Source organism: Bacillus cereus group sp. N8 (genome assembly GCF_016483685.1).
Classification (GTDB): Bacteria; Bacillota; Bacilli; order Bacillales; family Bacillaceae_G; genus Bacillus_A; species Bacillus_A proteolyticus.
The window spans coordinates 251,586-274,503 of record NZ_JAEHBK010000001.1 but is presented as its reverse complement, the minus strand read 5'-3'; the positions used below and the strand labels follow the sequence as shown (position 1 = coordinate 274,503).

Genomic DNA, 22,918 nt, shown 5'->3' with positions numbered 1-22,918 from the left:
GTTTTTCCATCCTATTCTCTATCGTCATTACGCTCTCGTTGTTTTTTCTCTGTCATACGTTTTTGATATGCACGATTCTTTGCACTCACATGATTAGCATCAGTCGGCAGATTTTCTTTTGAACGTCCAATTCCATTGCTCATCTTTTCCACTCCTTTTTAAGTCTTTCAAAATACACCCTTATTTTCAGCTAGAGGCACAATCCTTATACAAAAAAAATAAGAGCAGCCATTGGCTACTCTTACTCACTCACATATTTTTGAAACATATCATGGATGCCTTTATTTACGAGGTTCGAGATCTGCTCGTCAGATTTATTCGGATAACGATCACGCAATCTGATAGATGCCTTCACCATTAAATTTTCTAATACAGAACGGCCACCTTCTCCATAAATAATTTCAGCGTACTTAACAAGCCTACCATCCTCTAGTGTTGCTGGATTATGATTGAAGAAAAATTTACTCATTGTCTCCACCTCTCTCTTTGGTAACGTTTACATTTATATAGATTATTTATGTTATTTATTTCACAATATTGTATGCATGTATATTTAATTAGTTTCATTATAAAGCAACATATCAATAGTAAATATGTGATTTTCCGTCCATTTTGTGAACAAAACAAAAATGAAAGCGTTTCCTTTATTATATACTAAAAAAACTTACTACGCTAGGGACAATTTTTTTAATCTACTAATCATCTACTTTTCTTTTTTTTATTAAAGCTTATACAATTTTCAGAAATTATATTATAAAATATATGTATGACTTAAGGAGGATTTATATGAATCAAAATAAAAAAGCTATATTAGATCTTGTCTTTTATCTCGTATTCCCATTCCTCATTTGGAAATTTGCAAAACCTTATATCGATCCTTATTACGCGATGTTAATTTCCTCTGTTCCAGGGATTATTTATACACTGTATACCTTTAAAAAAGAAAAACAGTTTAACGTGACAGGGTTCTTTATTTTAATTACACTCATTTCTAATACGACGGTAGATTTATTATCTGGATCAGCCGAACGAATGCTATGGAATGATGCATATTATCATATCGTACTTGGCTGCATCGTTATATGTACAATCTTTATAAAAAAACCACTGATGTTATATTTCGCTGCAGACATTGCTGCATTGCAAGGTCATGACCGCGATAAAAGTCGTGAGCTTTACCGAGATAGCCGTATATATCCAGCACTGCAATATTTAACACTATTTTTCGGTCTTCAATTTATATTAAAGAGTTTCTTGAAAATCTATTTCATCTCTGTTTTCGGTGTAGATGGATATGGTGAAATGAGAGCTATTATGACCGCTGTTGGGTGGGGCATTTCTATTTGTATTGGAATTGGATTTGTATGGGTAAACAATAAAATACATGCAGTTACTGAAGAAAAAGAATCTGTGCAATAAAGTGAAACTTTAATCAGTGGGGGTTTTGTTCATCCCTTACTGCCCGTTAATGCGGGATAAACAAAAAATCCCCTAGCATCTTGTTATACTAGGGGATTTTTATTGGCTATACGCCTCACAAGTGAACGAAGAATGATTAACTTGATTTTTTTCTCTTATTTTTTACATTTCGATAAAACAAAGCAGCGCTCAATGGCATAACACCAAACCATTTGTTTAAGAATGGCTCTTTCTCCGCACGACGTTGTTCTTTCTTTTGTTTTCGATCCTCTTTTGGAGCATCCATATACGACACAAATTGCTGTGTCACAAAGCGTACATAATCATTAGTAGACATATTATCATCACCTCTACTTGATTAGTATGTCCACTTTTTTATTCATTAATCTTTTCCTTTAATTCATTCATGATTTGCTTTACCGACTTACTAGTCGTATCAATATGAATATGTGCCTCTTCATAATAAGCTCGGCGCGATTCGAATTTCGTTATAAATGCATCTATATCTTTCTTCTGAAATAGTGGACGTGTCGTATCTTCGCGAAGCCTTTCTGCAATTACATGTGGATCACAATATAAATACACGACAGTTCCATTTTCCTTCATCCACTTTCGATTTTCCTCTCGTTCAATAATCCCTCCACCAGTTGTAATAATTACATTCTGAACCGGTAGTGACCGTAACATTTCACTTTCATATTCCCGAAAAACCATTTCGCCTTCTTCTGCAAAAATATGCCGAATCGCTTTCTCTTTCTGCTCTTCGATTTTTTGATCTGTATCTACAACTTCCATATAAAGTTCTTTACTTAACGCTTTTCCAATTGTTGTTTTCCCGGCTCCCATATAGCCAGTTATGTATATAGATTTCATTTTCGTTCCTCTCAATCCTCCGTTATTATTTGTTATTATAACGAAAGTTGTTGCTTTATTTAATAAAAAAACGTTTTGTTCTTCTTATGCTATGAAGAACAAAACGTAACATACTCGCTATTATCGTGCAGTCAAATAAGCTAGCTAGCTTATTTTTACTTATAAGTACCTCTTCTCACCCACTGCGTTGCAATCCATTTCTCGCCCTTCGTAACAGGTGCCCCTCCATGTAACGTAAGCTCATTTAGTGATTGATCTTGATAAAAATACTCAAAGTATACTGCCATTCCCTTTCTAGGGTGTACAGAAAGATTTAATTTCGGAAAGAATGTTTCTCCGCCTTCTTCTACATCATTTAAGTACATTATAAGCGTACTGATACGATTATTAGCAGCTGATCTACTATGTTCCGCAAAATAATCATAGTGCGCTTTATATTGTTGATCCACTTCATAATTTAAAATGTGCAATCCTTCTCCATGCGCCACAGGAACATTCATGATAGATGAAATTCGTTTTTCAATCGTCGAAGTAAGTTCATTGTCTTCCAAAAATGCACCGCTACTTGTTCGAATATCATTTACATCACGGGATGAACCAACTTTAGAACGTTCCATCTTACTTTTAGATAATTCGATTAATTCATCACACTCTTCATCACTTAGTACATTTCCTAATACGACAATAAGAGGTTCTTCGAATTTTGAAATAATTTGTATTTCCCTATCCTCTGTCATAATCGTATTTCCTTTATGATCAAAAATAGTTTGTTCCTTATTTTCACCTATTTGATTGTTATTTGTCATTTCCTTATCTCCCTAGAAAAAATGATTGGATAGCATGAATATATCATATTCTTTCTACCTTTCTCTTTTTTGAGAAAATTTAAACTTTTGACTGTGATTTTATCCCTTCCCTCAAAGAAATTAACTCACTCCACAATAGGAATTAGTGGTTCTCTCCCGCGTATTTTACACACTATCCTTCTACCCAATCAAATATTTTATTATCTCTTTTCCTATAGCGAAAGCTCACTGTATAGAAAACTCTCTGCTTTGTAACACATTGCAACGAAATGATAATAACATCATTTTCAAAGATGTACTTTCCACTCGCTTCTCCTCTTTCATACTGAAACAAAAAAATATCCTCTTTTTCTTTTTGCTGTAAGTCTCTTTTTATATCTGAAATAGCTCGATCAATAAGTTCCTCCATGAAAAAATTTTGTTCTATTTCAGCATAAAACTTTTTATCCAAAAGTAATATATTCGTTTCGCACATCAAAAAAGAAATTAATAAAATAAGAAAAATAATTGTTCCTGGCATTGCAAATCCATCTTGGTTTCTCATGTTTCTATCTCAATTTCACTATAGCGTACAACCACGCCTTCATATATTTCACCACCTATATCTTTCACACGTATATATAGCAACTGAGGTGTTAATCTATATGAAATCGCTTCAATCCTTTGTAATATAACTTCCCTTCCGCGCATATTTACTTTTCTTATTAAATTACTATTCACTTTTTCATACGTCACCTCATCCTCATTACGAAGTTGGAAACGCAAAATATTCCCATCATTTTCTCGTTCTATCTTCCTCCCACTCATTACTTCACGAAACTCTAATTGCATTTGTCCTAAAAACACATCCCACTCCCAGTCATTTAATCCTTTTGAATGTGCATTTTCTATCCCCATAATATGAAGACGCGGTAAAAGTAAAAAGAACATCGATAAAAGCAACAAACATGCGATCATTTCTATTAAGGTAAATCCCGCTTCCTTTTTATCTTTTCTCTGCATAAAGACATTGCTCCATCGCTTTTCCTCTCATATCTTTCCACACCGCACAAACTTCATCTCCTCTCCAATATGTGTAATATACAATCCCTTTTATGACTTGCTCTTTTTCTCGCCTTTCCTCATCCTCATACTTAAACAAGGCCGCTTCTTTTTTTAATAATATTAATGCTTTATAGCTCATGTTTATATTTTTTCTTTCCTGCATAATTAATAATGTTTGCGGGAGTAATAACAATACCGCCACCATTATTAAACTTAACGCTACAACCATTTCAACCATTACTGATCCTTTTTGACACTTCACGATACGTAAATCTCCCTCTTCCAAGCTGAAATACAATCTCATATTTATACCCTTGATAGGAAAGTAAAATCGTACCACCTCTATTAATATTTCCGCTCGGATTATATGTCATTGGATTTGGAAAGGTATGCAAATCCAATTGGATATCTTTATTGTATTCTCTCTTAACAATTAAAAAATCCGTCTCTGATTCCGAAATATAATACATCTTTTTCCCTTTAAACCAGCGTAACGTATATTTTTTTTGACGCTTAATTGCCAACTGCTGCATATACAAAATATCATTTGAAAACTGTTTCAAAAACTGCTCAACTCTTTGTTTTTCATGTAATGAAGTAACGTTAAAATGCGTAACAATACTCAGTACAGAAACAGCAAATAAAACAAGTAGCATCTCTAAAAGAGTAAAACCCTTTTGCTTCACGATTTCCCTGCTGATACCGTGCCATCATCAGAAATATGGATTGGTTTACCTTTCGGACATTCATCAACAGCAATATATTTTTTAGTTTTTAATTCCTCGATTGTAGGTATTTTATTATTTTCGAGTTGATATGCCTGTATTTGTGCTTCTACAGATTTCACGTAGGCTTCACACCCTTTTTCCTGCACCGAGGATCGCTGCTTAACTACATTTGGAATAATTAATAGTAATAATACAGTTATGACAACCATAACTAACAACATTTCTAAAAGAGTAAAACCTTCTTCATTCTGCATGTAAATGCCCCCTAAATAGAATTCATCATTTGAAACATCGGCATAATCATCGCTAAATACATCAGAATGACTATAACCCCAAGACATGTAAATAAAATAGGTTGAATCACAAATAACATACGTTTAATTTTTTGTTCTACCTTTTCAATAATGAGCTCACTGTAATCACCCAGCTCATTTGCTAAATTACCGTTTGCTTGTCCATGCGTAATGATATAAGAAAGTTCTTTCTCGTAATAACCGCTTTTATCAATAATAGATTGTAACGGTTCTCCTGCAATTAATTGCCGCTCAATTCGGGCTGCCTCATACTGAAAGAACGGATTATACTTTTGCTTCATCATTATTGTTAATGCTTCGTGTACTGACAATCCACCGTGTAATAAACCACTTAATTGGGCGGAAAAATAATGCGAATGATTTAAAATAAGAAATGTTTTCATAAGGGGAATACGGATCATAATCTTTACCTTTTGAATAGGCGGAAGTTTTCGGAAATAAAATATATATAAACTAAAGCCCGTTATAACGATAAGAAAAATACTATAAATGAAGTAGGGTAATAATTTAATTACAACTAAAATTTGCTCCGTAAGTGGTGGTGCCGTCGAATGTAAAGAACTGTACATCATTTCAAACTGAGGCAATAAAATGAGGTTAAAAACAGAAAGCATAATCATTAAAAAGAACGATAAAAACATAGGATATCTCATTACTTTCATCATATCTTTCCTATATTTATCCTTCTTGTAAAGAAGTACACTACCTTGTTGCAAAGCAAAAGAAATGTCACCATGTCGCTCTGCATAAAACAAATAACTTAACACCTCAGGGTGAAACATTAATTTGTGAAAAGAAGCGTGCAAACTTTGTCCGTTTTTCAATCCCTCGATCATACGCTGTAACTGTAATTTCTTCTCTAATGGTAGTTGCAACTGCAAAAATTCTAACGCCTGCAAAAGTGAGTAACCTTTCTCTAATAAATCACTTAATCTTTTCCATAATAATGCTTGATCACTTAAACTCCATTTTCTCCTAAACATATACATCTTCTTCTAAAAAGCCTAAAGCATACCCTTTTCGAACCGACGATTCCAACGTTTCATAGTGATACGTAACATGTTCTCCACTTGCTTCTTTAATCGCTTGTTTTAATTCATATCCATATAACAGTTCATAAATACTTGCCTGTCTCACTTGCCTCATTGATTTACATAAAGTTGAACACTTCCCTCTGCAAAATGGACATTTTAATTCGACGAGCCGCTGAGCAGCTACTGCTAATAATAATTGTTCAATTTCTTCCCTTGTAATACCATAATCCATAAATCGTAGTATCGCTCCTTTCGCATCATTTGTATGCAAGGTTGTCATTACTAAATGTCCCGTCAAACTGGCCCTTACAGCTACTTTTGCTGTTTCTTCATCACGAATTTCGCCAACTAAAATAATATCTGGATCATGACGCAAAATAGCCTTTAATCCCGTTTTATATGTGATACCAGCTTTTTCATTTATTTGAATTTGTAATAAACCGTCTTTTCTTTGCTCAACTGGATCTTCCAGTGTAATGATGCGACGTGTTTGCCATTTTCTAGCTACTTCTAATAACGCATACATTGTTGTTGTTTTTCCAGAACCAGTCGGCCCAGTAAATACGAGTAATCCATGAGAATGCTTTAAAAAAGAGAGTAATTTTTCCGCTGAACTTGGAAATAACGAAAGATGAGACAATGGCTGAACAGAGGCTTGTAAATGGAGGCGAATAACGAGACTTTCTTGATATACTGTTGGAAGTGTTGAAAGGCGTAAATACACTTCTTGTCCATCAATTTGTAAGTCCAACGAACCATTTTGAGGTTTTCTCCTCTCTCCTATATCCATTGATGCTAAAAACTTAAAGTGCGAAACAAGCTTTTTGCCAAATTCCTTTTCAATACACCGTTTCGTAATTAAATCTTTTCCTATACGTAATTGAATTGCCACATCCTTCTGCCTGGGCACAATATGTAAGTCCGATGCTTGCACCCTACAAGCTTCTTTCATAATCGTATTCGCAAAAAGCTCGATACCATTCATCAAATTTCCCTCCTCACCATGTATATATCATGAAGAACTGGAAAAGAAAAATTAGGACTTTTGTATTTTCACTAGGATAAAAAGGGAAAATATGTTTGTGAAATTATGAACAATTTCCGAATTATTGTCTGAAATTACCTATATGGAAGTTTATCTGTATTATAATGTTAATATCTTGGATAAAGTGATAAAGGTGGAGATCCTAATGGAACAAGCTTTAAAAATTACAGGTGTATTATCTGACCCTACTCGTTATTACATTTATAAATATATTTCTCAAAAACATAATTACGTAACTGTACAAGAAATCGCAGATGAGTTTGACATTCATCCAAACGTAGCTCGTTTACATTTATCTAAATTAGAAGATGTTAATATGCTCAAATCAGAAACAAAAAAAACTGGGAAAGGCGGAAGACCAAGCAGACTATACGTCTTGTCTCAAGATGTCATCCAGTTACAATTCCCATTTCGCGATTATCAATTATTAGCACAGATAGCATTTAATTCACTACTAAGCTTAGGTAGCGCTGGTGAAAAAGCGCTATATGAAACAGGGAAACAATTCGGCAAAGAATTAATGCAACAACATATGCATCGCTTAAATGTAAGTGCAGAAGCATTGACGATAGAACAAAAAATGCAAATCGCAAAAGAAGCATTCTCAACAGCTGGTTTATCTCCTGCTTTTGAAATAAGTACGGATGGTACAAAAATTTTCTATGATGTACACAATTGCCCATTTAAAGAAGTTGCTGCGCATCATCCGACTGAAATTTGTAATATGCACGGAGATATGATGAAGGGGATTTTTGAAATCTTATTCCCGAACGTGGAATTAACTCGAAACGACAGTCTACTAGATGGATGCAAATCTTGTAACTATAAGGTTCAAATTTAGTTTTTCAACTAAGAAGAAGTCAATATTATAATTGGCTTCTTTCTTTTATATGAATGAATATTTACAATAGTTAGAAAAATAAACTATAATGAAAAGAGGTTTTACTTTTTTTAGAAAAGGAGGGAGATGGCATGGAGCGCATGTTTCGCGTTCTCGGCTTTTGGACTGGAATTTTCTCGGTTATGTTTTACGTAGGGGATATGCATTCGACCGCACTACTATTTTTAGGACAAACAGGATTCTTCGTACTTTTAAGTTATTTAAAATTAACAGAGCGTATGTATATATACGTATTCGGGGCATATTTAACCGTTTTCTTCATCGGATTTACATGGTACACAACATTTTTACTTGTCCCTGGAGCTGGGCATTAAGAGATGGCAAATTGCCATCTTTTTTTAATTCCGTAATTTCCTAGTTGACTTATAGGTTTTATTACCTTATATTCTATATAACAGATTGGAATTAGGGGGAATCAACATGAATACACTGCTTGTCGGAATTAACGTTGCAGTCATGCTCATTTTAGTTGGCGTATTGTATTATATGCAACGTAAGCATGTATCTTTTAATAAACGTGTATTTACTGCTTTAGGAGTCGGAATTATCTTCGGTCTTATATTACAATTTATTTATGAGCCTACTTCTAAAGTAATTATCGACTCAAATAACTGGTTTGGTTTAATTGGTAACGGTTATGTAAAATTGCTTCAAATGATTGTTATGCCACTTATTTTAGTATCTATTATTTCAGCATTTACAAAATTACAATTAACGAAAAACCTTGGTAAAATCAGTGGTCTTATTATCGGAATTTTAATTCTTACTACAGGAATTGCCGCAGCTGTCGGTATAGCTGCAAGCGCAGGATTTGATGTATCAGCAACAGGTTTACAACAAGGTGATGCAGAATCTGCTCGTCTGAAATTAGTAGAAGAAAGATTTACTTCTATTGAAAAGACAACAATTCCAGACAAATTATTAGAATTGTTACCTACAAATCCGTTTCTTGATTTAACAGGTGCTCGTCCAACATCAACAATTTCTGTCGTAATATTTGCAGCCTTTATCGGTATTGCCTTTATAGGTATAAAACGAAAATATCCAGAACAAGCAGAGCTATTTAAGAAGATGCTTGATGCTGTATACGCAATCGTAATGCGTATGGTAACGTTAATTTTACGCCTTACTCCATACGGCGTATTAGCTCTTATGGCAAAAACAGTTGCTGGTAGCGATATAAATGCTATTTTAAAGCTTGGTAACTTCGTGTTAGCGTCTTACGTAGCACTTATCGTAATGTTCGTTATTCACTTATTATTAATTGCTCTATCTGGTTTAAATCCAATTCAATATTTGAAAAAGGTGTTCCCTGTATTAACATTTGCATTCACATCTCGCTCTAGTGCTGGTGCAATGCCATTAAATATTGAAGCACAAAAAGAAAAGCTTGGTATTTCTGAAGGAATTGCAAACTTCGCAGCTTCATTCGGGGTATCTATCGGTCAAAACGGTTGCGCAGGTATTTACCCAGCAATGCTTGCTATGATGGTCGCTCCAACTGTAGGAATTGATCCATTACAACCACAATTTATTTTAACTTTAATCGCTGTCGTTGCTATTAGCTCATTCGGTGTTGCCGGCGTTGGTGGCGGTGCAACATTCGCAGCATTAATCGTATTATCTACAATGAACTTACCAATCGGTATTGTCGCTCTAGTTATCTCAGTTGAGCCATTAATCGATATGGGGCGTACAGCTCTTAACGTAAGTGGTTCTATGACAGCAGGTCTTATTTCTAGTAAATGGCTTGGAGAATTAGATCACGATACGTACAATCAAGACGAGGTAAAAACTGGTGAGATTGCTTCATAATAAAAAAGGACGCCAACAATTTATACTGTTAGCGTCTTTTTTATTATGTTCCATCTTTATACATCTTATCTTGAAAATTATCACTCCAAGTATTCTTCTAGTTGCTCTTTTAACTCTTCCTCAATCTCATAATAAGATTCATCAACAAGTTCCCCTATTTTCTTACTCTCCAAAATCCTCGATTGAATTGGCATTCCTAAAAAAATATTTTCGCATTTCCAAATTGGAATATTATAAAATCCAATCATCTCTTTTTTTCATCTAATATAGCTATGGCAACTGATGAATAATAACCCACCTCAAAAGGATGCTCTTTATCTTTAACAAGTTCCATAGATAGTTCCATGTTTTTCTCTATGTATAAATATGAATACTCTTTAAAAAGTTCAAGTGATATTCGCTCTATTTCATTCTCCATACATTGAATCTTCTCTTTCAACTCCAATGTAAGCTCCTGTGCTTTATATTTCATTTCCGCCTCCTTAAACGTAGAAAAAGAGAATACAATAACATATTCTCTTTTTCTCAAATATATTTCATTATCTCACAGCCCGTCCCTTTCACAAATAACCATTTTGCTCGCACCATGTATGAAATTGTCCTACGTCTACTCCAACTAACACGATATCCTTTAGCTCTACATCAATACTTTGTTCTCCAATTACAATAGCAAAGTGGGATTCTAATTGTTTTTCGTTTTTCTTTACAGTTCCAATTCGGTTCCGATACGGTCCGTCTTTTATATATGCTTTTTGTCCTACAATATCAAAGTTCAAGATTCTCACCTCTTTTACTGCGCTCAAATTGGAAATACAATCTCCACCTCGAAAAATTTCCTTTCATTGCACTATTTCTCTATATATATGACGAAACAATAAAAGAGTCCTTCCTTCTTTACAATTATTTTTTCTTTGTTTCATTTTTATGATTGAAACGTAAAGTTTATAATAAAATACACTTGGAAGCGCTTTCTGTGTAATTTTTTATGTTATAATATAAAAGTAGAACTTCGTAAAGAGGGTTAAAAAATGAATACAAACATGATTAAAAAAGTAATTGAAGCATTAAAAGTATATGGCTTTCAGGATGTATCATTCTGTGAAGAAACGAAGCAATTCTTATTTCATAACGAAACCGATATTATGAGCGGCTATGCAAAAATAACATATAGTAGTCAATTCGAAAAATTTAACGTGCAAATTCATCCAATTGAAACACATCACCAAGCAGAGTTACAAGAGGTTGAAAGACATATACAAGCTTGCATACGAAAAGTAGAGTATTTAAATGCACTTCTTACTGGACAAACAAAGCTAGATGATAAAATTATTATTATGTAAAAAAAAGAACGTGATATCCTCACGTTCTTTTTTCATTATACGTTCATCTTTTCCTTCAGTTGTAATCCTGTAATGGATTCTAATACATCCATCGCTTCTCCAAACGTCATATCAAAAATCGTCTTATCCTCTATGTATGGAAACTGTCTGAAACGCTTTTCTAACATCTTCACAGCATCTGATGTAAAGTTTGCACTATCAACACCAAATTCTGTTTCAAGAAGTACGATCCAATCTAACACATGAAAACCTAATCCATTTACGAATGAAATCAGCTTTTCTTCTGGCTGTGAAGCTAAGAATACGTATCGCTCCATCTCACTGAACAATTCTTCGCCTAAAACTTCTGCTAATTCATCATCATGTTCGCGTTCAATAATCTCTTCATATCCGTAATCATCAGTAAGCTCTTCCACTTCTTCACTATCTGCAAAAAGCAATTGGCTAAGAAGCGCACCTTTCTTAAATTCACTGTTTTGTACAACTTCTAAAAAACTTGTTTCCCATCCATTTTCTAATTTCATATGTATAACTCCTTTATATACTTTACTTATCATCACTGTACCCAAAAGATCACTTTTATAACCTTTAGGTAATTACTATTATTCCATATACTTCATAACATAAGATGCAAACTCGGCTGCATCTCCTTCAAAAATATTTATCTCCGGTAAATGATAAAACGTTGTTTGCAGCGGGTTTCCTTCATGATATACATATATCTTTTTCTCTAACGCAATCGCCATTCCAAACTCTGTATGACTTCCATTTCCGCCATCTAATATAAGTAAAAAGACATCTGCTTCTCGGATCGCTTTTTGTTCTTCTTCACCAATTTTTTGCAATTGTTCTCTATTAGTTGCTCTTTCATTTTTCGTCCAATCATATGTATGATGCCATCCTTCTTCTTTCAACTGGCTTGATACGAAACGTACAAGATGCTTATTTTGAAATCCCGAGGCAATATAAAATTTTATTTATGTCCACCCTTTAAATACGTATGGGGAAACTCCTTTTTAGCGTTAATGGTTGTAGAAATAATTAAGGAAGACCGCAAAAAAAATCCCCATCTTTAGAACTTATTTGCGTTTAAATGATGGGGTGCTTCATGGTCTTCTTTTATTTTTTGTTTTTTATAACTTTCATCAGCTAACATTTCTAATTCAGCTGTTATCTCTGATTTTTCAAGCTCTCGTTCTTGTGAAAATTTCCGTGAAATATAAACAATAACACTACCAACGTACAACACAAAGCATATAATAAGTGCAGTATTTTCATAGAGACTTAGCTCCAACACAGTCACTCCTAATCCATTCGTATTTTCACGCTTAATCAATTGGAATTTCCCTACTAACCATTTGTTATTGTAACATAAATATATCAATTCTTGGAATCTTTCATCCTATTAAAAAAGGCATGATTATATAATCATGCCTCTGAAATATGTTTAATAATAGTTTTAATCGCTTCTTCTCCATTGTATTTCTTTAATGCCCTTTTATACACCTCATTATTTTGATCCAGCTCTTCGACATGCTTTATAAGAGAATTCATAGTAACATCTTCTTCGTACAATACTGAGGCATAACCTTGTTTTTCGAAGGATTCCGCATTTAAAATTTGGTCTCCACGGCTTGCAAATTTCGATAACGGAATTAAAACCATTGGCTTTTGCAATGTTAAAAACTCAAAAATCGCATTGGAACCCGCACGTGAAATAACAAAATCTGTTGCCGCTAATATGTCCGGTAACTCCTCATGGATATATTCAAATTGTTTATATCCTTCTTTATTTTGTAAGCTTTCATCAAGATTACCTTTTCCGCAGAGATGAACAATTTGATACTTTTTAAGAAGTTCTGACAACGCCTCTCGAACTGTTTCATTAATTTTCTTCGCGCCTAAACTTCCTCCCATGATCGTAATAACCGGCTTTTTACGTGAAAACCCTAGAAACTCTAAACCTCTTTCACGATTTCCGCTTACTACGTCTTCACGTACAGGCGATCCTGTATATACTACTTTCTCTTTTGGTAAGTGCTTCGCAGCTTCTTCAAATGTAACAAATATTTTCGAGGCAAAACGGAGCGCAATTTTATTTGCTAGTCCAGGTGTCATATCAGATTCATGTAGTAAAACTGGCACCCTATTTAACCATCCCCCAATTACGACTGGTACAGATACGAAACCACCTTTTGAAAAAATAACATCCGGTTTTAGTTTACGAATTGTTACATACGCATCCATAACACCCTTCATTACGAGAAAAGGATCTTTTATATTTTTCAAATCAAAATAACGACGTAGCTTTCCGCTTGCAATACTATAGTAAGGTATTCCTTCTTTTTCTATAATCGTTTTCTCAATCCCTTGATGAGAACCAATATAAGAGATATCCCAGTTCTGCTTTTGTAAATGTGGAATAATGGCTAAATTAGGTGTTACATGCCCTGCCGAACCGCCACCTGTAAAGACTATTTTTTTCATACGTCTCCCCCTTCTACACTATAGTACACTAAAATACCTTGCCTCAGGGTGAGAAAATACCATAGCCGTTACAGACGCTTCTGGCTCCATCATAAATCCTTCTGTTAATGAAATACCTATTTCTTCTGGATGAATTAAGCGAAACAATTTTTCCTGGTCAGCAAGTTCTGGACATGCTGGATAACCAAATGACACGCGAATGCCTCTATATTTTGTACGGAAACGTTCTTCCATCGTCAGTTCAGGTGAGTCTGGAATGCCCCAACGATCACGAATGAGCATATGTGTTTTTTCAGCAAGTCCTTCTGCTAATTCAAGCGCTAACGATTGAATGGCATGACTGCGTAAATAATCACCCTTCGCCTTCCACTCTTCAGCGATGTCCCGAACTCCTTCCCCAACAGTAACAGATAAGAAAGCAACATAATCCATTTCATCTCCAATCGGCCGTAAATAATCACCTAAAGTACGGTATGGGGCCTTTCCTTGTCTAGGGAATGTGAAACGCTCTATAATACGCGTATGATCTTCTGAATCATATATTACAATGTTTTGTCCGTCGCTTTGTGCTGGGAAAAATTGATACACTGCTTTCGGGCGTAACCAAGATTGTCCTTCTTGTAATAATTCATCGATTAAATCATTTAATTCGTGCGCTCTTCTATCTCCTTCTTTCAGGAGTTTTTTTACATTTCCTTTTAATCCAAGATGATGTCCAAGTAGCATTTGTCTATTTAAAAACGGCGCGAGATGTGCAACTGGAATATCGCGTAATACAATTCGTTTTGTTGAATCAGGCACGATAACCTCCGCCTTCGGTAATGGCTCAATTACTGCTGGAATTTCCACTTGTTTCTCTTCTTTTTTAACGATATGAAGATGACGTTCTTTTTTATCCTGTTTCATCTTCTCACGTTCTTCTTCTTTTTGAAGCTTATTAATAATATCAAGCCCCGTCATCGCATCACTCGCATAGCATACGAGCCCTTTATATGATGGAGAAATACGATTATCTGTAAATTTTCTCGTTAGCGCTGCACCACCGACAACGATTGGAATATCAATATTTGCCGCTTTTAAATCTTCAGCTGTTGTTACCATTTGTTGGGCTGATTTTACTAACAAACCAGAAAGACCAATAATATCAGGCTTCTTCTCTTGTACTTCTTGAACAATTCGATCCGAACGAACATTAATCCCTAAATTAATAATTTCATATCCGTTATTTGATAAAATAATTTCAACGAGATTTTTCCCAATATCATGTACGTCACCTTTTACAGTCGCTAATAATACTTTCCCTTTTTTCGCGCTATCACTAGACTCCATATGTGGCTCTAAATAACTTACGGCAGCTTTCATACTTTCAGCACTTTGCAATACTTCAGCAACGATAAGTTCATTACCATTAAATAATCGCCCCACCTCGTCCATTCCTGTCATAAGTGGACCATTAATAATATCAAGAGGTTTTCGTCCTTCTGTAAGCGCGAGACTTAAATCTTCATGTAATCCTTGCTTCGTACCTTCTACAATATAATTTGCTAATCGTTCATCAAGCGTTAGTGTTTCTTGTATAACGACATCTTTCTTTTTAGCAACACGATAAAAGTTTGTAAATTCTTCTAATGTCTCTTTCGTCGTTTCAAATAATAATGCATCTGCAAGACGTTTTTCTTCCTCTGGAATTGACGCATAGCGCTCCAATTTTTCCGTATTGACAATCGCATAGTCTAATCCCGCTTTCGTTGCATGATATAGAAAGACCGAATTTAATACTTCACGGCCCGCCGGCGGTAAACCAAATGATATATTACTCACCCCTAAAATTGTTAAACATTCTGGTAACGCCTCTTTAATAAGACGAATTCCTTCTATAGTCGCTGCCGCTGAGCCTATATATTCTTCATCACCTGTCCCTACAGGAAACACAAGCGCATCAAAAATAATATCAGATGGACGTATACCATACTTCTTCGTTAGTAACTCATAGCTTCTTTTCGCAATTTCTATCTTTCGTTCTGCACTAACTGCCATACCATCTTCATCAATTGTCCCTACAACTATAGCAGCACCGTATTTCCGAAGAAGAGGTGTCACTTTTTCAAACCGTTCTTCTCCATCTTCTAAATTAATAGAATTGATAACACCTTTTCCTTGAATATAAGTTAGAGCTCTTGCCATAACATTTTCATCTGTTGAATCAATCATAATCGGTACTTTTAATACTTTCGTAACTTCTGCCAAGAATCTTTCCATATCTTCTATTTCATCACGGTCAGGGTCTGCCATACAAATATCAATAATATGAGCATTCTTCTTCACTTGCGCTCTTGCCACTTCAGCTGCCTCTTCAAATTTCCCTTCTGCTACTAATCTTTTAAACTTGCGTGATCCAATTACGTTCGTCCTTTCTCCAACAAATAACGGTCTCATAGAATCATCATATTGCAACGCCTCTAATCCACTAACTCCATGCCCTTCTCGTTCATGTTGTTCACGTGGCTTAAGAGATGCTAACGCGGATTTCATTGCACTTATATGTTCTGGTGTTGTACCACAACAACCACCAATAATATTAACCCAACCTTCTTCGGCAAATCGCTTTACTTTTTCCGCGAGAGAAGATGGAGATTCATGATAGTGTCCATCTTCATCAGGAAGACCTGCATTTGGATAACAAGAAATATAACACTCCGATAAATCAGATAAGGAACGAATATGTTCCCTCATAAATTCCGGACCAGTCGCACAGTTTAATCCAACCGATAATGGCTTCATATGCTCTATCGATAAATAAAAGGCTTCTATCGTTTGCCCCGCTAAAGTCGTCCCCATCGGTTCAATCGTTCCAGAAATCATAATAGGAACCGTTTTATTTAGTTCATCAAAAGCTACTTGAATTCCAATATACGCAGCTTTCACATTACGCATATCTTGACTCGTCTCCACAAGTAGTACATCAATTTCGCCCTTCAATAACCCTCTCGCCTGCCTTGTATAGGCTTCAATCAGTTCCTCAAATGTAACTCCTCCTGTAACACTAATCGCTTTCGTTGTCGGCCCCATCGCACCTGCAACATATACTTCCTTCCCGCTTTCTTTAACAGCTTGCTTCGCCAATAGTGCTGCCTTTTCATTTAGTTCTTCATCTAAATGAGACAACTCATAATCACTTAATACGATATTCGTCGCACCAAATGTATTTGTTTCAATGATGTCAGCTCCAGCTTCAATATAAGCTTTATGAATCTTTAAAATAACATCTGGCCTTGTTTCTACTAAATATTCATTACACCCTTCGTACTCTTCTCCTCCGAAATCTTCCGCAGTTAAGTCCTCTTGCTGTATCATCGTCCCCATTGCACCATCTAATATTAGAATGCTATTTTGTAATCTTTCTTCTATACACTTCATCAATTAATACCCTCTTTCACTTCTTGCTTTGCTCTTACATATTTCACGAGATGTTCTGTAATTTCATATTTTAAAAATGGTGTAATAAGATAAACACCGTTAAAGTATTTCATCGCCGTATCGATTAACTCTTGTGAAATACGAATCCCTTCCTCAATAGCCGCCTCTTTCGTTTCATGTCCATCCATTCTTTGTCTTATCTCTTCTGGAAGAGTAATACCAGGCACTTCAAAATGAAGAAAATCTGCATTCCGCTTACTTACTAACGGCATAATCCCAATAAAGATAGGTTGTTCCAAATGCTTTGTCGCTTCATACACTTCCTCAACTAACGCTATATCGTAAATTGGCTGAGTTAAGAAATATTCCGCTCCAGCATCTATTTTCCGTTCCATTCGCTTAACCGCTGCTTTTAAATGTCTTACATGCGGATTAAACGCACCGCCGACAGAAAATCTTGTTGCCGGACCAATTGATTTCCCTAAAATGGAACGCCCATCGTTCATTTCTTTAATCATTTTTATGAGCTCAATAGAGGACAAATCATATACAGAAGTTGCACCTGGGAAATCGCCAACACGCGCTGGATCACCAGTTAAAGCTAGCACTTCCTCCATCCCTAACGCCGATAAACCTAATAAATGAGATTGTAGGCCAATGACGTTATGATCTCTACACGTTAAATGAGTCAATACCGGAATATCATGCTTTGTTAATAACGCACCCATTGCCATATTCGAAACGCGAGGCGATGCTAATGAATTATCTGCTAGAGTAATAGCATCTGCCCCAGCTCTTTTCAGTGCTCTTGCCCCTTCAAAAAAACGCTGCGTGTCTAATGTTTTCGGTGGGTCTAATTCCACTACAACTGTCGTTTGTTTCTTTGCTTTCTCTGCTAGAGTGACGTGAGATTTCGAACGTTTCTCGTGTGTATGAACTACTTTTGGTCTTTGAATCGTGTCCTTTTCTATTACAGGTATAGCATTTGCAATAGCGCGCTTCATACTTTCAATATGTTCTGGAGTAGTACCACAACAACCACCCAATAACCGAATACCTTGCTCAATAAATTTCGGTGTCATCGCTTCAAAATAAGCCGGACTTCCCTCATATACGTAACGTCCCTCCACATAATTCGGGAGACCTGCATTTGGATATGCTGACAAGTAGCCATTTTGAGGAATCGATATCATTTTAAAAGCTTCCGTCATATGAAGTGGTCCTAGTTGGCAGTTCAATCCAACAACATTCGCACCGTAATCTAAAAGCTGTTTTAATATTTCATTTACATCATTTCCATTTTGAGTCGTACCTGCCTCATGTAACGCTAATTGGGCTACAATTGGAATATTCGTTTGTTTTCGTAACACCTTAACAGCATGAAGTAATTCAAATTCATCATAGAAAGTTTCTAATAACAATCCATCAACCTGTTCTTCTAGTAAAGCACCTGCCTGCTCAAGTAACATAAACTCCCTTTCCATATCAGTTGTTGTAACAGCTCCGATATGTTTCATACCACCAATTGTTCCTAAAATTGCATTTCTTTCTGTAACAGATGCTTTCGCAATCTTCACTGCTGCTTTATTAATTTGAACAACTTGATTCTCTAAGCCATACATACGTAATTTCGCTTCATTTGCTCCATACGTATTCGTCTGGATAACATCCGCTCCAGCAGCTACATATTGTTTATGAATCGATATAATTAAGTCTGGATCAGACAAATTCAATTCTTCAAAACTACTTTGTAAACCATGCGAATGTAATAACGTTCCAACCGCACCATCACCTATTACAATTCCTTTTGATAATAAATCTAGTAATTTCACGAATCTCCCTCATTTCTATCAATATAAAAACCCCCTCTTCACTTTGAAGAGGGGGACATAATTGTTCCGCCTCTTATTATGCAAAACATTCGTTTTGCAGGTATTAGCACCGTTTCAAACATTTCGTTTGCAGGTTGCCGGGTTTCACAGGGCCTTTCCCTCCACCGCTCTCAATAAGAGTTGTCTTTATTATTTTATTTATGTAGCTAAAAGGAAATACGTTCCCTTTTTAACAATGTTTGTTAATTTTTTATAAATTTAGCATGCACAAATATAAAAGTCAATGACACTTGCGGAAAAATAAAAATTATTTAAAATAAAGTTGCAATTCAATTAACTTTTGTTGTAAAGTTAAAAACATAATAAAAATTTCATACGAACATTCTTATCTAGAGAGGTAGAGGGACTGGCCCTATGACGCCTCAGCAACCATTAACAATTTGTTAATAAGGTGCTAATTCCAGCAAATTGTGAAAGATTTGACAGATGAGAAGAAGACTCTATTCAATCCGAAAGCCTTCTTCTTAGAAGGCTTTTTTTATTTTATATTCAACTACTCGTTCAATTTAAAAAGGAGGAATTTTCACATGTCAACTATCGAAACAAAACTAGCACAAATCGGAAATCGTAGCGAAACTACAACAGGAACTGTTAATCCACCCGTTTATTTCTCAACCGCTTATCGTCACGAAGGACTTGGTAAATCTACCGGATTTGACTATTCACGAACTGGAAATCCAACTCGTGGTCTTTTAGAACAGGCAATCGCAGATTTAGAATATGGCGAACAAGGTTATGCCTGTAGTTCAGGTATGGCAGCTGTTCTCCTCGTCCTTTCATTATTCCGTTCTGGAGATGAACTTATTGTATCCGAAGATTTATACGGGGGAACGTATCGCTTATTTTCCGAACACGAAAAAAAGTGGAATGTTCGATGTAGATACGTAAATACACAATCTATTAAACAAATTGAGCAAGCTATCTCAACTGAAACGAAGGCTATTTTCATAGAAACTCCGACTAATCCATTAATGCAAGTTACTGATATTGCCGCTGTCGCAACTGTAGCGAAAAGACACGGACTACTTCTTATCGTAGACAATACATTCTACACTCCTTATATACAGCAACCATTAACAGAGGGTGCCGATATCGTACTTCATAGTGCAACGAAGTATTTAGGCGGGCATAACGATGTACTAAGCGGACTTGTCGTGGCAAAAGGAAAAGAACTTTGTGAAGAAATTGCTCATTATCATAATGCCTCCGGTGCTGTCTTAAGCCCATTTGACTCATGGCTATTAATTCGTGGTATGAAAACTTTAGCGCTTCGCATGAGACAACATGAAGAAAATGCGAAAACAATTGTTGCTTATTTAAATGATGAAGACGGTGTGACAGATGTATTTTACCCAGGAAGAGGCGGTATGATTTCGTTTCGTCTTCAAGATGAAACATGGATTAATCCATTCTTACAATCTTTATCCTTAATCACATTTGCTGAAAGTCTTGGTGGTGTAGAAAGTTTAATGACTTATCCAGCAACGCAAACGCATGCTGATATTCCTGAAGAAATTAGAACGGCAAACGGTGTATGTAATCGTCTTCTTCGATTCTCCGTCGGCATTGAAAATAGTAACGATTTAATTCAAGACTTAAAGCAAGCCATTAAACTTGTAAAAGAAGGTGTAAGCATATGAGTTATTCTATCGATACACTCTTACTACACAACCAGTATAAACATGATACTCAAACAGGAGCTGTTAACGTTCCCATTTATAACACATCAACATTTCACCAGTTTGACGTAGATGCTTTCGGGAAATACGACTATAGCCGATCGGGTAATCCAACTCGTGAAGCTCTTGAAGATATCATTGCTTTATTAGAGGGCGGAACAAAAGGATTCGCATTTGCATCAGGAATTGCAGCGATTTCCACTGCATTTCTCCTTCTTTCACAAGGTGATCACGTACTCATTTCAGAAGACGTATACGGAGGCACTTACCGAATTATAACTGAAGTACTCTCTCGTTACGGTGTTTCACATACATTTGTAGATATGACAAATATGGAAGAAGTAAAAGAAAACATTAAACCAAATACGAAGCTATTTTATGTAGAAACACCTTCTAATCCACTTTTAAAAGTGACAGATATTCGTGCTGTTTCTAAGCTTGCAAAATCTATTGGTGCTCTTACTTTTGTTGATAATACATTTTTGACACCACTATTCCAGAAGCCACTTGATCTTGGAGCCGATGTTGTTCTTCATAGTGCCACAAAATTTATTGCTGGCCATAGCGATGTTACTGCCGGATTAGCGGTCGTAAAAGATGCCGAACTCGCTCAAAAACTTGGATTTTTACAAAATGCATTCGGCGCTATTTTAGGGCCTCAAGATTGTTCTCTCGTACTTCGCGGTCTAAAAACATTGCATGTACGCCTTGAGCATTCAGCTGCAAATGCCAATAAAATTGTACATTATTTACAAGAGCACGCTAAAGTTAAAAACGTCTATTATCCAGGATTACAAACACATCTTGGATTTGATATACAACAATCTCAAGCTACATCAGCCGGAGCTGTCCTATCTTTTACTTTACAGTCAGAAGATGCACTCCGCCAATTTTTATCAAAAGTAAAATTACCTGTCTTTGCGGTTAGTTTAGGAGCTGTCGAATCGATTCTTTCCTACCCAGCTAAAATGTCACATGCAGCACTATCGCAAGAAGCTCGAGATGAAAGAGGTATTTCTAATTCATTACTTCGTTTATCTGTCGGCCTTGAAAATGTTGATGATTTAATATCTGATTTTGAAAATGCCCTTTCTTATGTAGAAGAACCTGTAAATGTATAGAGAGAAAAGAAGATATGAAATTAAGTTTTCATATCTTCTTTTTATGCTGTCTAACATATTCGTTTTAATTCTTTTCTGTCTGTATAGTTCATTAAAAAATAAAAGTGCATTATCTATTTCCAAGTAATGGATTAATTGATATATTAAGAAATAAAAGGGGCAAAAAATAATGGATACTTGTGCAGATGTTTTAATCGTTATCGATTTACAAAATGGAGTATGTTATAGCGGAGAGCATTTATTTGATTTACAAAATTTACTTACAAAAGTAAATAAAAGAATTTCTTCATATAGAAAATCAAATAAACCAATCATTTTTGTTCAACATTGCGATGATGATTTAGTACCCGAAAAAGAAATTTGGGCTATTCATACCGATCTAGATGTTCAAGAACAAGATTTTTTTGTAAGAAAAACACATGCCAATTCATTTTATAAAACAAACTTAAAAGAGATTTTAGATCAATTATCTGTACATCGTATTGAATTTTGTGGTGCCCAAACAGAGTACTGTATGGATGCTACAATTAAATTTGCCCACGGACTGAGATACGAAAACTTCATGGTACAGAAAACAACCTCTACGTTAAATAATCCATTTATGTCCGCAAAAGAGACAATTGATTTTTATGAGAATATATGGAACCACAGATTTTTAAAGTTGATAAAGGATGAACTCTAGAATAAAGGACTCAAATATTTAATCATCACCATAAGAAAGCTGATTATAATCAGCTTCTTTTAACCTGTTTTATATTCTATATATATCATTATAATTCCTTTTTCATATTATTTTAAAAATTTCGTATATTCATTTGAAAGAATAAGAAAATCATGATAAAATTGTGTTACAAATATATCTATATCTTTCAATTTTTAAAACGCATCAAAATTTTCACCCAAAAGTGTCATTTTACAAAACCGTACAAATTGATCTATTTTATTTACATCAGGGTCTCTTTTCTTACAATTTCTTTACTTTAGGACTTTTTTTCTGCAACAA

The 22,918-nt window shown here is 35.2% G+C and carries 28 protein-coding genes, 1 pseudogene and 2 riboswitches; of the genes and pseudogenes, 9 read left to right on the top strand and 20 right to left on the bottom strand.

The window, feature by feature from the left end; all coding sequences use genetic code 11:
- Positions 1–11 precede the first annotated feature (11 nt).
- Positions 12–143 carry a hypothetical protein gene (locus JDS80_RS31920; protein ID WP_274605827.1) on the bottom strand — a complete coding sequence of 44 codons (132 nt, stop codon included), beginning with the start codon at positions 141–143 and terminating at the stop codon, positions 12–14.
- Positions 144–241: 98 nt separating this feature from the next.
- Entirely contained in the window at positions 242–469 is a 228-nt protein-coding gene (locus JDS80_RS01440; RefSeq protein WP_071747114.1) for a hypothetical protein, read from the bottom strand.
- Between the two features lie 72 nt (positions 470–541).
- Between JDS80_RS01440 and JDS80_RS01435 the strand changes: the two genes are divergently transcribed.
- Both JDS80_RS01435 and JDS80_RS01430 read left to right on the top strand, forming a co-directional pair.
- Positions 542–658 carry a GTP pyrophosphokinase gene (locus JDS80_RS01435; protein WP_071747169.1) on the top strand — a complete coding sequence of 39 codons (117 nt, stop codon included), beginning with the start codon at positions 542–544 and terminating at the stop codon, positions 656–658.
- A gap of 128 nt (positions 659–786) precedes the next feature.
- Positions 787–1,419: a VC0807 family protein gene (locus JDS80_RS01430; protein ID WP_071747115.1), complete on the top strand. Its 633-nt coding sequence runs from the start codon at positions 787–789 to the stop codon at positions 1,417–1,419.
- Between the two features lie 136 nt (positions 1,420–1,555).
- Here the strand turns inward: JDS80_RS01430 and JDS80_RS01425 are convergent, their stop codons facing one another.
- From JDS80_RS01425 to comGA, 10 genes are all read right to left on the bottom strand, one after another.
- Positions 1,556–1,756, bottom strand: a complete 201-nt coding sequence (locus JDS80_RS01425; RefSeq protein WP_071747116.1) for a YqzE family protein — start codon at positions 1,754–1,756, stop codon at positions 1,556–1,558.
- A gap of 38 nt (positions 1,757–1,794) precedes the next feature.
- Entirely contained in the window at positions 1,795–2,292 is a 498-nt protein-coding gene (locus JDS80_RS01420; RefSeq protein ID WP_071747117.1) for a shikimate kinase, read from the bottom strand.
- Between the two features lie 155 nt (positions 2,293–2,447).
- Positions 2,448–3,098: a 2OG-Fe(II) oxygenase gene (locus JDS80_RS01415; protein ID WP_098888845.1), complete on the bottom strand. Its 651-nt coding sequence runs from the start codon at positions 3,096–3,098 to the stop codon at positions 2,448–2,450.
- Between the two features lie 172 nt (positions 3,099–3,270).
- Positions 3,271–3,642 (bottom strand): competence type IV pilus minor pilin ComGG, encoded by a 372-nt coding sequence (gene comGG, locus JDS80_RS01410; RefSeq protein ID WP_071747119.1) that lies wholly within the window; start codon positions 3,640–3,642, stop codon positions 3,271–3,273.
- Positions 3,639–4,100 carry a competence type IV pilus minor pilin ComGF gene (gene comGF, locus JDS80_RS01405; RefSeq protein WP_199636848.1) on the bottom strand — a complete coding sequence of 154 codons (462 nt, stop codon included), beginning with the start codon at positions 4,098–4,100 and terminating at the stop codon, positions 3,639–3,641. Before comGF ends, comGG begins: the two co-directional genes overlap by 4 nt.
- Positions 4,084–4,380: a type II secretion system protein gene (locus JDS80_RS01400; protein WP_199637146.1), complete on the bottom strand. Its 297-nt coding sequence runs from the start codon at positions 4,378–4,380 to the stop codon at positions 4,084–4,086. The genes comGF and JDS80_RS01400 overlap by 17 nt, the downstream gene beginning before the upstream one ends.
- Positions 4,373–4,828, bottom strand: coding sequence for a competence type IV pilus minor pilin ComGD (gene comGD / locus JDS80_RS01395; protein ID WP_071771659.1), 456 nt, complete (start codon positions 4,826–4,828; stop codon positions 4,373–4,375). Before comGD ends, JDS80_RS01400 begins: the two co-directional genes overlap by 8 nt.
- Entirely contained in the window at positions 4,825–5,124 is a 300-nt protein-coding gene (gene comGC / locus JDS80_RS01390; protein ID WP_002145747.1) for a competence type IV pilus major pilin ComGC, read from the bottom strand. Before comGC ends, comGD begins: the two co-directional genes overlap by 4 nt.
- Positions 5,125–5,135: 11 nt before the next feature.
- Positions 5,136–6,173, bottom strand: a complete 1,038-nt coding sequence (comGB, locus tag JDS80_RS01385; RefSeq protein WP_274605826.1) for a competence type IV pilus assembly protein ComGB — start codon at positions 6,171–6,173, stop codon at positions 5,136–5,138.
- The gene (gene comGA / locus JDS80_RS01380) at positions 6,160–7,203 is read right to left on the bottom strand and encodes a competence type IV pilus ATPase ComGA (RefSeq protein WP_199636846.1); all 1,044 of its coding nucleotides are present in this window, start codon (positions 7,201–7,203) and stop codon (positions 6,160–6,162) included. Before comGA ends, comGB begins: the two co-directional genes overlap by 14 nt.
- A gap of 205 nt (positions 7,204–7,408) precedes the next feature.
- Here comGA and JDS80_RS01375 point away from each other — a divergent pair, with 205 nt between their 5' ends.
- The 3 genes from JDS80_RS01375 to JDS80_RS01365 all read left to right on the top strand — a co-directional run bounded on the left by JDS80_RS01375 (position 7,409) and on the right by JDS80_RS01365 (position 9,979).
- Entirely contained in the window at positions 7,409–8,104 is a 696-nt protein-coding gene (locus tag JDS80_RS01375) for a helix-turn-helix transcriptional regulator (protein WP_199636845.1), read from the top strand.
- A gap of 131 nt (positions 8,105–8,235) precedes the next feature.
- Positions 8,236–8,478: a DUF2626 domain-containing protein gene (locus tag JDS80_RS01370; RefSeq protein WP_002015110.1), complete on the top strand. Its 243-nt coding sequence runs from the start codon at positions 8,236–8,238 to the stop codon at positions 8,476–8,478.
- 106 nt (positions 8,479–8,584) lie between these two features.
- On the top strand, positions 8,585–9,979 hold the full coding sequence (locus JDS80_RS01365) for an L-cystine transporter (RefSeq protein ID WP_199636843.1): 1,395 nt from the start codon (positions 8,585–8,587) through the stop codon (positions 9,977–9,979).
- An 80-nt stretch (positions 9,980–10,059) separates the two neighbouring features.
- Here JDS80_RS01365 and JDS80_RS01360 read toward each other — a convergent pair.
- Together JDS80_RS01360 and JDS80_RS01355 are read right to left on the bottom strand one after the other, a co-directional pair.
- Positions 10,060–10,451: pseudogene (locus JDS80_RS01360) on the bottom strand (hypothetical protein).
- Between the two features lie 88 nt (positions 10,452–10,539).
- On the bottom strand, positions 10,540–10,755 hold the full coding sequence (locus tag JDS80_RS01355; protein ID WP_141533532.1) for a DUF3912 family protein: 216 nt from the start codon (positions 10,753–10,755) through the stop codon (positions 10,540–10,542).
- A 252-nt stretch (positions 10,756–11,007) separates the two neighbouring features.
- Here JDS80_RS01355 and JDS80_RS01350 point away from each other — a divergent pair, with 252 nt between their 5' ends.
- Positions 11,008–11,319 carry a hypothetical protein gene (locus tag JDS80_RS01350; protein ID WP_001095549.1) on the top strand — a complete coding sequence of 104 codons (312 nt, stop codon included), beginning with the start codon at positions 11,008–11,010 and terminating at the stop codon, positions 11,317–11,319.
- A gap of 35 nt (positions 11,320–11,354) precedes the next feature.
- Here the strand turns inward: JDS80_RS01350 and JDS80_RS01345 are convergent, their stop codons facing one another.
- The 6 genes from JDS80_RS01345 to JDS80_RS01320 all read right to left on the bottom strand — a co-directional run bounded on the left by JDS80_RS01345 (position 11,355) and on the right by JDS80_RS01320 (position 19,055).
- The gene (locus tag JDS80_RS01345) at positions 11,355–11,843 is read right to left on the bottom strand and encodes a hypothetical protein (RefSeq protein WP_071747140.1); all 489 of its coding nucleotides are present in this window, start codon (positions 11,841–11,843) and stop codon (positions 11,355–11,357) included.
- Between the two features lie 78 nt (positions 11,844–11,921).
- Entirely contained in the window at positions 11,922–12,296 is a 375-nt protein-coding gene (locus tag JDS80_RS01340) for a nucleoside 2-deoxyribosyltransferase (protein WP_071747141.1), read from the bottom strand.
- Between the two features lie 95 nt (positions 12,297–12,391).
- Positions 12,392–12,652, bottom strand: coding sequence for a DUF3966 domain-containing protein (locus JDS80_RS01335; protein WP_083596079.1), 261 nt, complete (start codon positions 12,650–12,652; stop codon positions 12,392–12,394).
- Positions 12,653–12,747: 95 nt separating this feature from the next.
- Entirely contained in the window at positions 12,748–13,806 is a 1,059-nt protein-coding gene (locus JDS80_RS01330) for an undecaprenyldiphospho-muramoylpentapeptide beta-N-acetylglucosaminyltransferase (protein WP_199636842.1), read from the bottom strand.
- 18 nt (positions 13,807–13,824) lie between these two features.
- Complete coding sequence (gene metH, locus JDS80_RS01325) at positions 13,825–17,223, bottom strand: methionine synthase (RefSeq protein WP_199637145.1); 3,399 nt, start codon at positions 17,221–17,223, stop codon at positions 13,825–13,827.
- Entirely contained in the window at positions 17,223–19,055 is a 1,833-nt protein-coding gene (locus tag JDS80_RS01320) for a bifunctional homocysteine S-methyltransferase/methylenetetrahydrofolate reductase (RefSeq protein WP_071747144.1), read from the bottom strand. The genes metH and JDS80_RS01320 overlap by 1 nt, the downstream gene beginning before the upstream one ends.
- Before the next feature lie 70 nt (positions 19,056–19,125).
- A riboswitch (SAM riboswitch) is annotated at positions 19,126–19,235 on the bottom strand.
- Positions 19,236–19,437: 202 nt separating this feature from the next.
- Positions 19,438–19,548: riboswitch (SAM riboswitch) on the top strand.
- A gap of 94 nt (positions 19,549–19,642) precedes the next feature.
- On the opposite strand from JDS80_RS01320, the gene metI reads away from it, so the two are divergent.
- From metI to JDS80_RS01305, 3 genes are all read left to right on the top strand, one after another.
- The gene (gene metI / locus JDS80_RS01315; RefSeq protein ID WP_199636841.1) at positions 19,643–20,755 is read left to right on the top strand and encodes a cystathionine gamma-synthase/O-acetylhomoserine thiolyase; all 1,113 of its coding nucleotides are present in this window, start codon (positions 19,643–19,645) and stop codon (positions 20,753–20,755) included.
- Positions 20,752–21,915, top strand: a complete 1,164-nt coding sequence (gene metC / locus JDS80_RS01310; protein ID WP_199636840.1) for a cystathionine beta-lyase — start codon at positions 20,752–20,754, stop codon at positions 21,913–21,915. Before metI ends, metC begins: the two co-directional genes overlap by 4 nt.
- 169 nt (positions 21,916–22,084) lie before the next feature.
- A complete protein-coding gene (locus tag JDS80_RS01305; RefSeq protein ID WP_071747147.1) occupies positions 22,085–22,597 on the top strand; it encodes a cysteine hydrolase family protein in 513 nt (170 codons plus the stop codon).
- The last annotated feature ends 321 nt before the right edge of the window (positions 22,598–22,918 follow it).

Excerpts from the sequence above, each read along its gene's own strand:
- comGF (WP_199636848.1), bottom strand. The coding sequence starts at position 4,100 with ATGCAGAGAAAAGATAAAAAGGAAGCGGGATTTACCTTAATAGAAATG.
- JDS80_RS01420 (WP_071747117.1), bottom strand. The coding sequence starts at position 2,292 with ATGAAATCTATATACATAACTGGCTATATGGGAGCCGGGAAAACAACA.
- JDS80_RS01400 (WP_199637146.1), bottom strand. The coding sequence starts at position 4,380 with ATGGTTGAAATGGTTGTAGCGTTAAGTTTAATAATGGTGGCGGTATTG.
- comGB (WP_274605826.1), bottom strand. The coding sequence starts at position 6,173 with ATGTATATGTTTAGGAGAAAATGGAGTTTAAGTGATCAAGCATTATTA.
- JDS80_RS01305 (WP_071747147.1), top strand. The coding sequence starts at position 22,085 with ATGGATACTTGTGCAGATGTTTTAATCGTTATCGATTTACAAAATGGA.
- JDS80_RS01430 (WP_071747115.1), top strand. The coding sequence starts at position 787 with ATGAATCAAAATAAAAAAGCTATATTAGATCTTGTCTTTTATCTCGTA.
- metC (WP_199636840.1), top strand. The coding sequence starts at position 20,752 with ATGAGTTATTCTATCGATACACTCTTACTACACAACCAGTATAAACAT.
- JDS80_RS01440 (WP_071747114.1), bottom strand. The coding sequence starts at position 469 with ATGAGTAAATTTTTCTTCAATCATAATCCAGCAACACTAGAGGATGGT.
- comGG (WP_071747119.1), bottom strand. The coding sequence starts at position 3,642 with ATGAGAAACCAAGATGGATTTGCAATGCCAGGAACAATTATTTTTCTT.
- JDS80_RS01425 (WP_071747116.1), bottom strand. The coding sequence starts at position 1,756 with ATGTCTACTAATGATTATGTACGCTTTGTGACACAGCAATTTGTGTCG.
- JDS80_RS01375 (WP_199636845.1), top strand. The coding sequence starts at position 7,409 with ATGGAACAAGCTTTAAAAATTACAGGTGTATTATCTGACCCTACTCGT.
- JDS80_RS01350 (WP_001095549.1), top strand. The coding sequence starts at position 11,008 with ATGAATACAAACATGATTAAAAAAGTAATTGAAGCATTAAAAGTATAT.
- comGA (WP_199636846.1), bottom strand. The coding sequence starts at position 7,203 with ATGAATGGTATCGAGCTTTTTGCGAATACGATTATGAAAGAAGCTTGT.
- JDS80_RS31920 (WP_274605827.1), bottom strand. The coding sequence starts at position 143 with ATGAGCAATGGAATTGGACGTTCAAAAGAAAATCTGCCGACTGATGCT.
- metH (WP_199637145.1), bottom strand. The coding sequence starts at position 17,223 with ATGAAGTGTATAGAAGAAAGATTACAAAATAGCATTCTAATATTAGAT.
- JDS80_RS01435 (WP_071747169.1), top strand. The coding sequence starts at position 542 with ATGCATGTATATTTAATTAGTTTCATTATAAAGCAACATATCAATAGT.
- metI (WP_199636841.1), top strand. The coding sequence starts at position 19,643 with ATGTCAACTATCGAAACAAAACTAGCACAAATCGGAAATCGTAGCGAA.
- JDS80_RS01370 (WP_002015110.1), top strand. The coding sequence starts at position 8,236 with ATGGAGCGCATGTTTCGCGTTCTCGGCTTTTGGACTGGAATTTTCTCG.
- JDS80_RS01415 (WP_098888845.1), bottom strand. The coding sequence starts at position 3,098 with ATGACAAATAACAATCAAATAGGTGAAAATAAGGAACAAACTATTTTT.
- comGC (WP_002145747.1), bottom strand. The coding sequence starts at position 5,124 with ATGCAGAATGAAGAAGGTTTTACTCTTTTAGAAATGTTGTTAGTTATG.
- JDS80_RS01330 (WP_199636842.1), bottom strand. The coding sequence starts at position 13,806 with ATGAAAAAAATAGTCTTTACAGGTGGCGGTTCGGCAGGGCATGTAACA.
- JDS80_RS01345 (WP_071747140.1), bottom strand. The coding sequence starts at position 11,843 with ATGAAATTAGAAAATGGATGGGAAACAAGTTTTTTAGAAGTTGTACAA.
- JDS80_RS01365 (WP_199636843.1), top strand. The coding sequence starts at position 8,585 with ATGAATACACTGCTTGTCGGAATTAACGTTGCAGTCATGCTCATTTTA.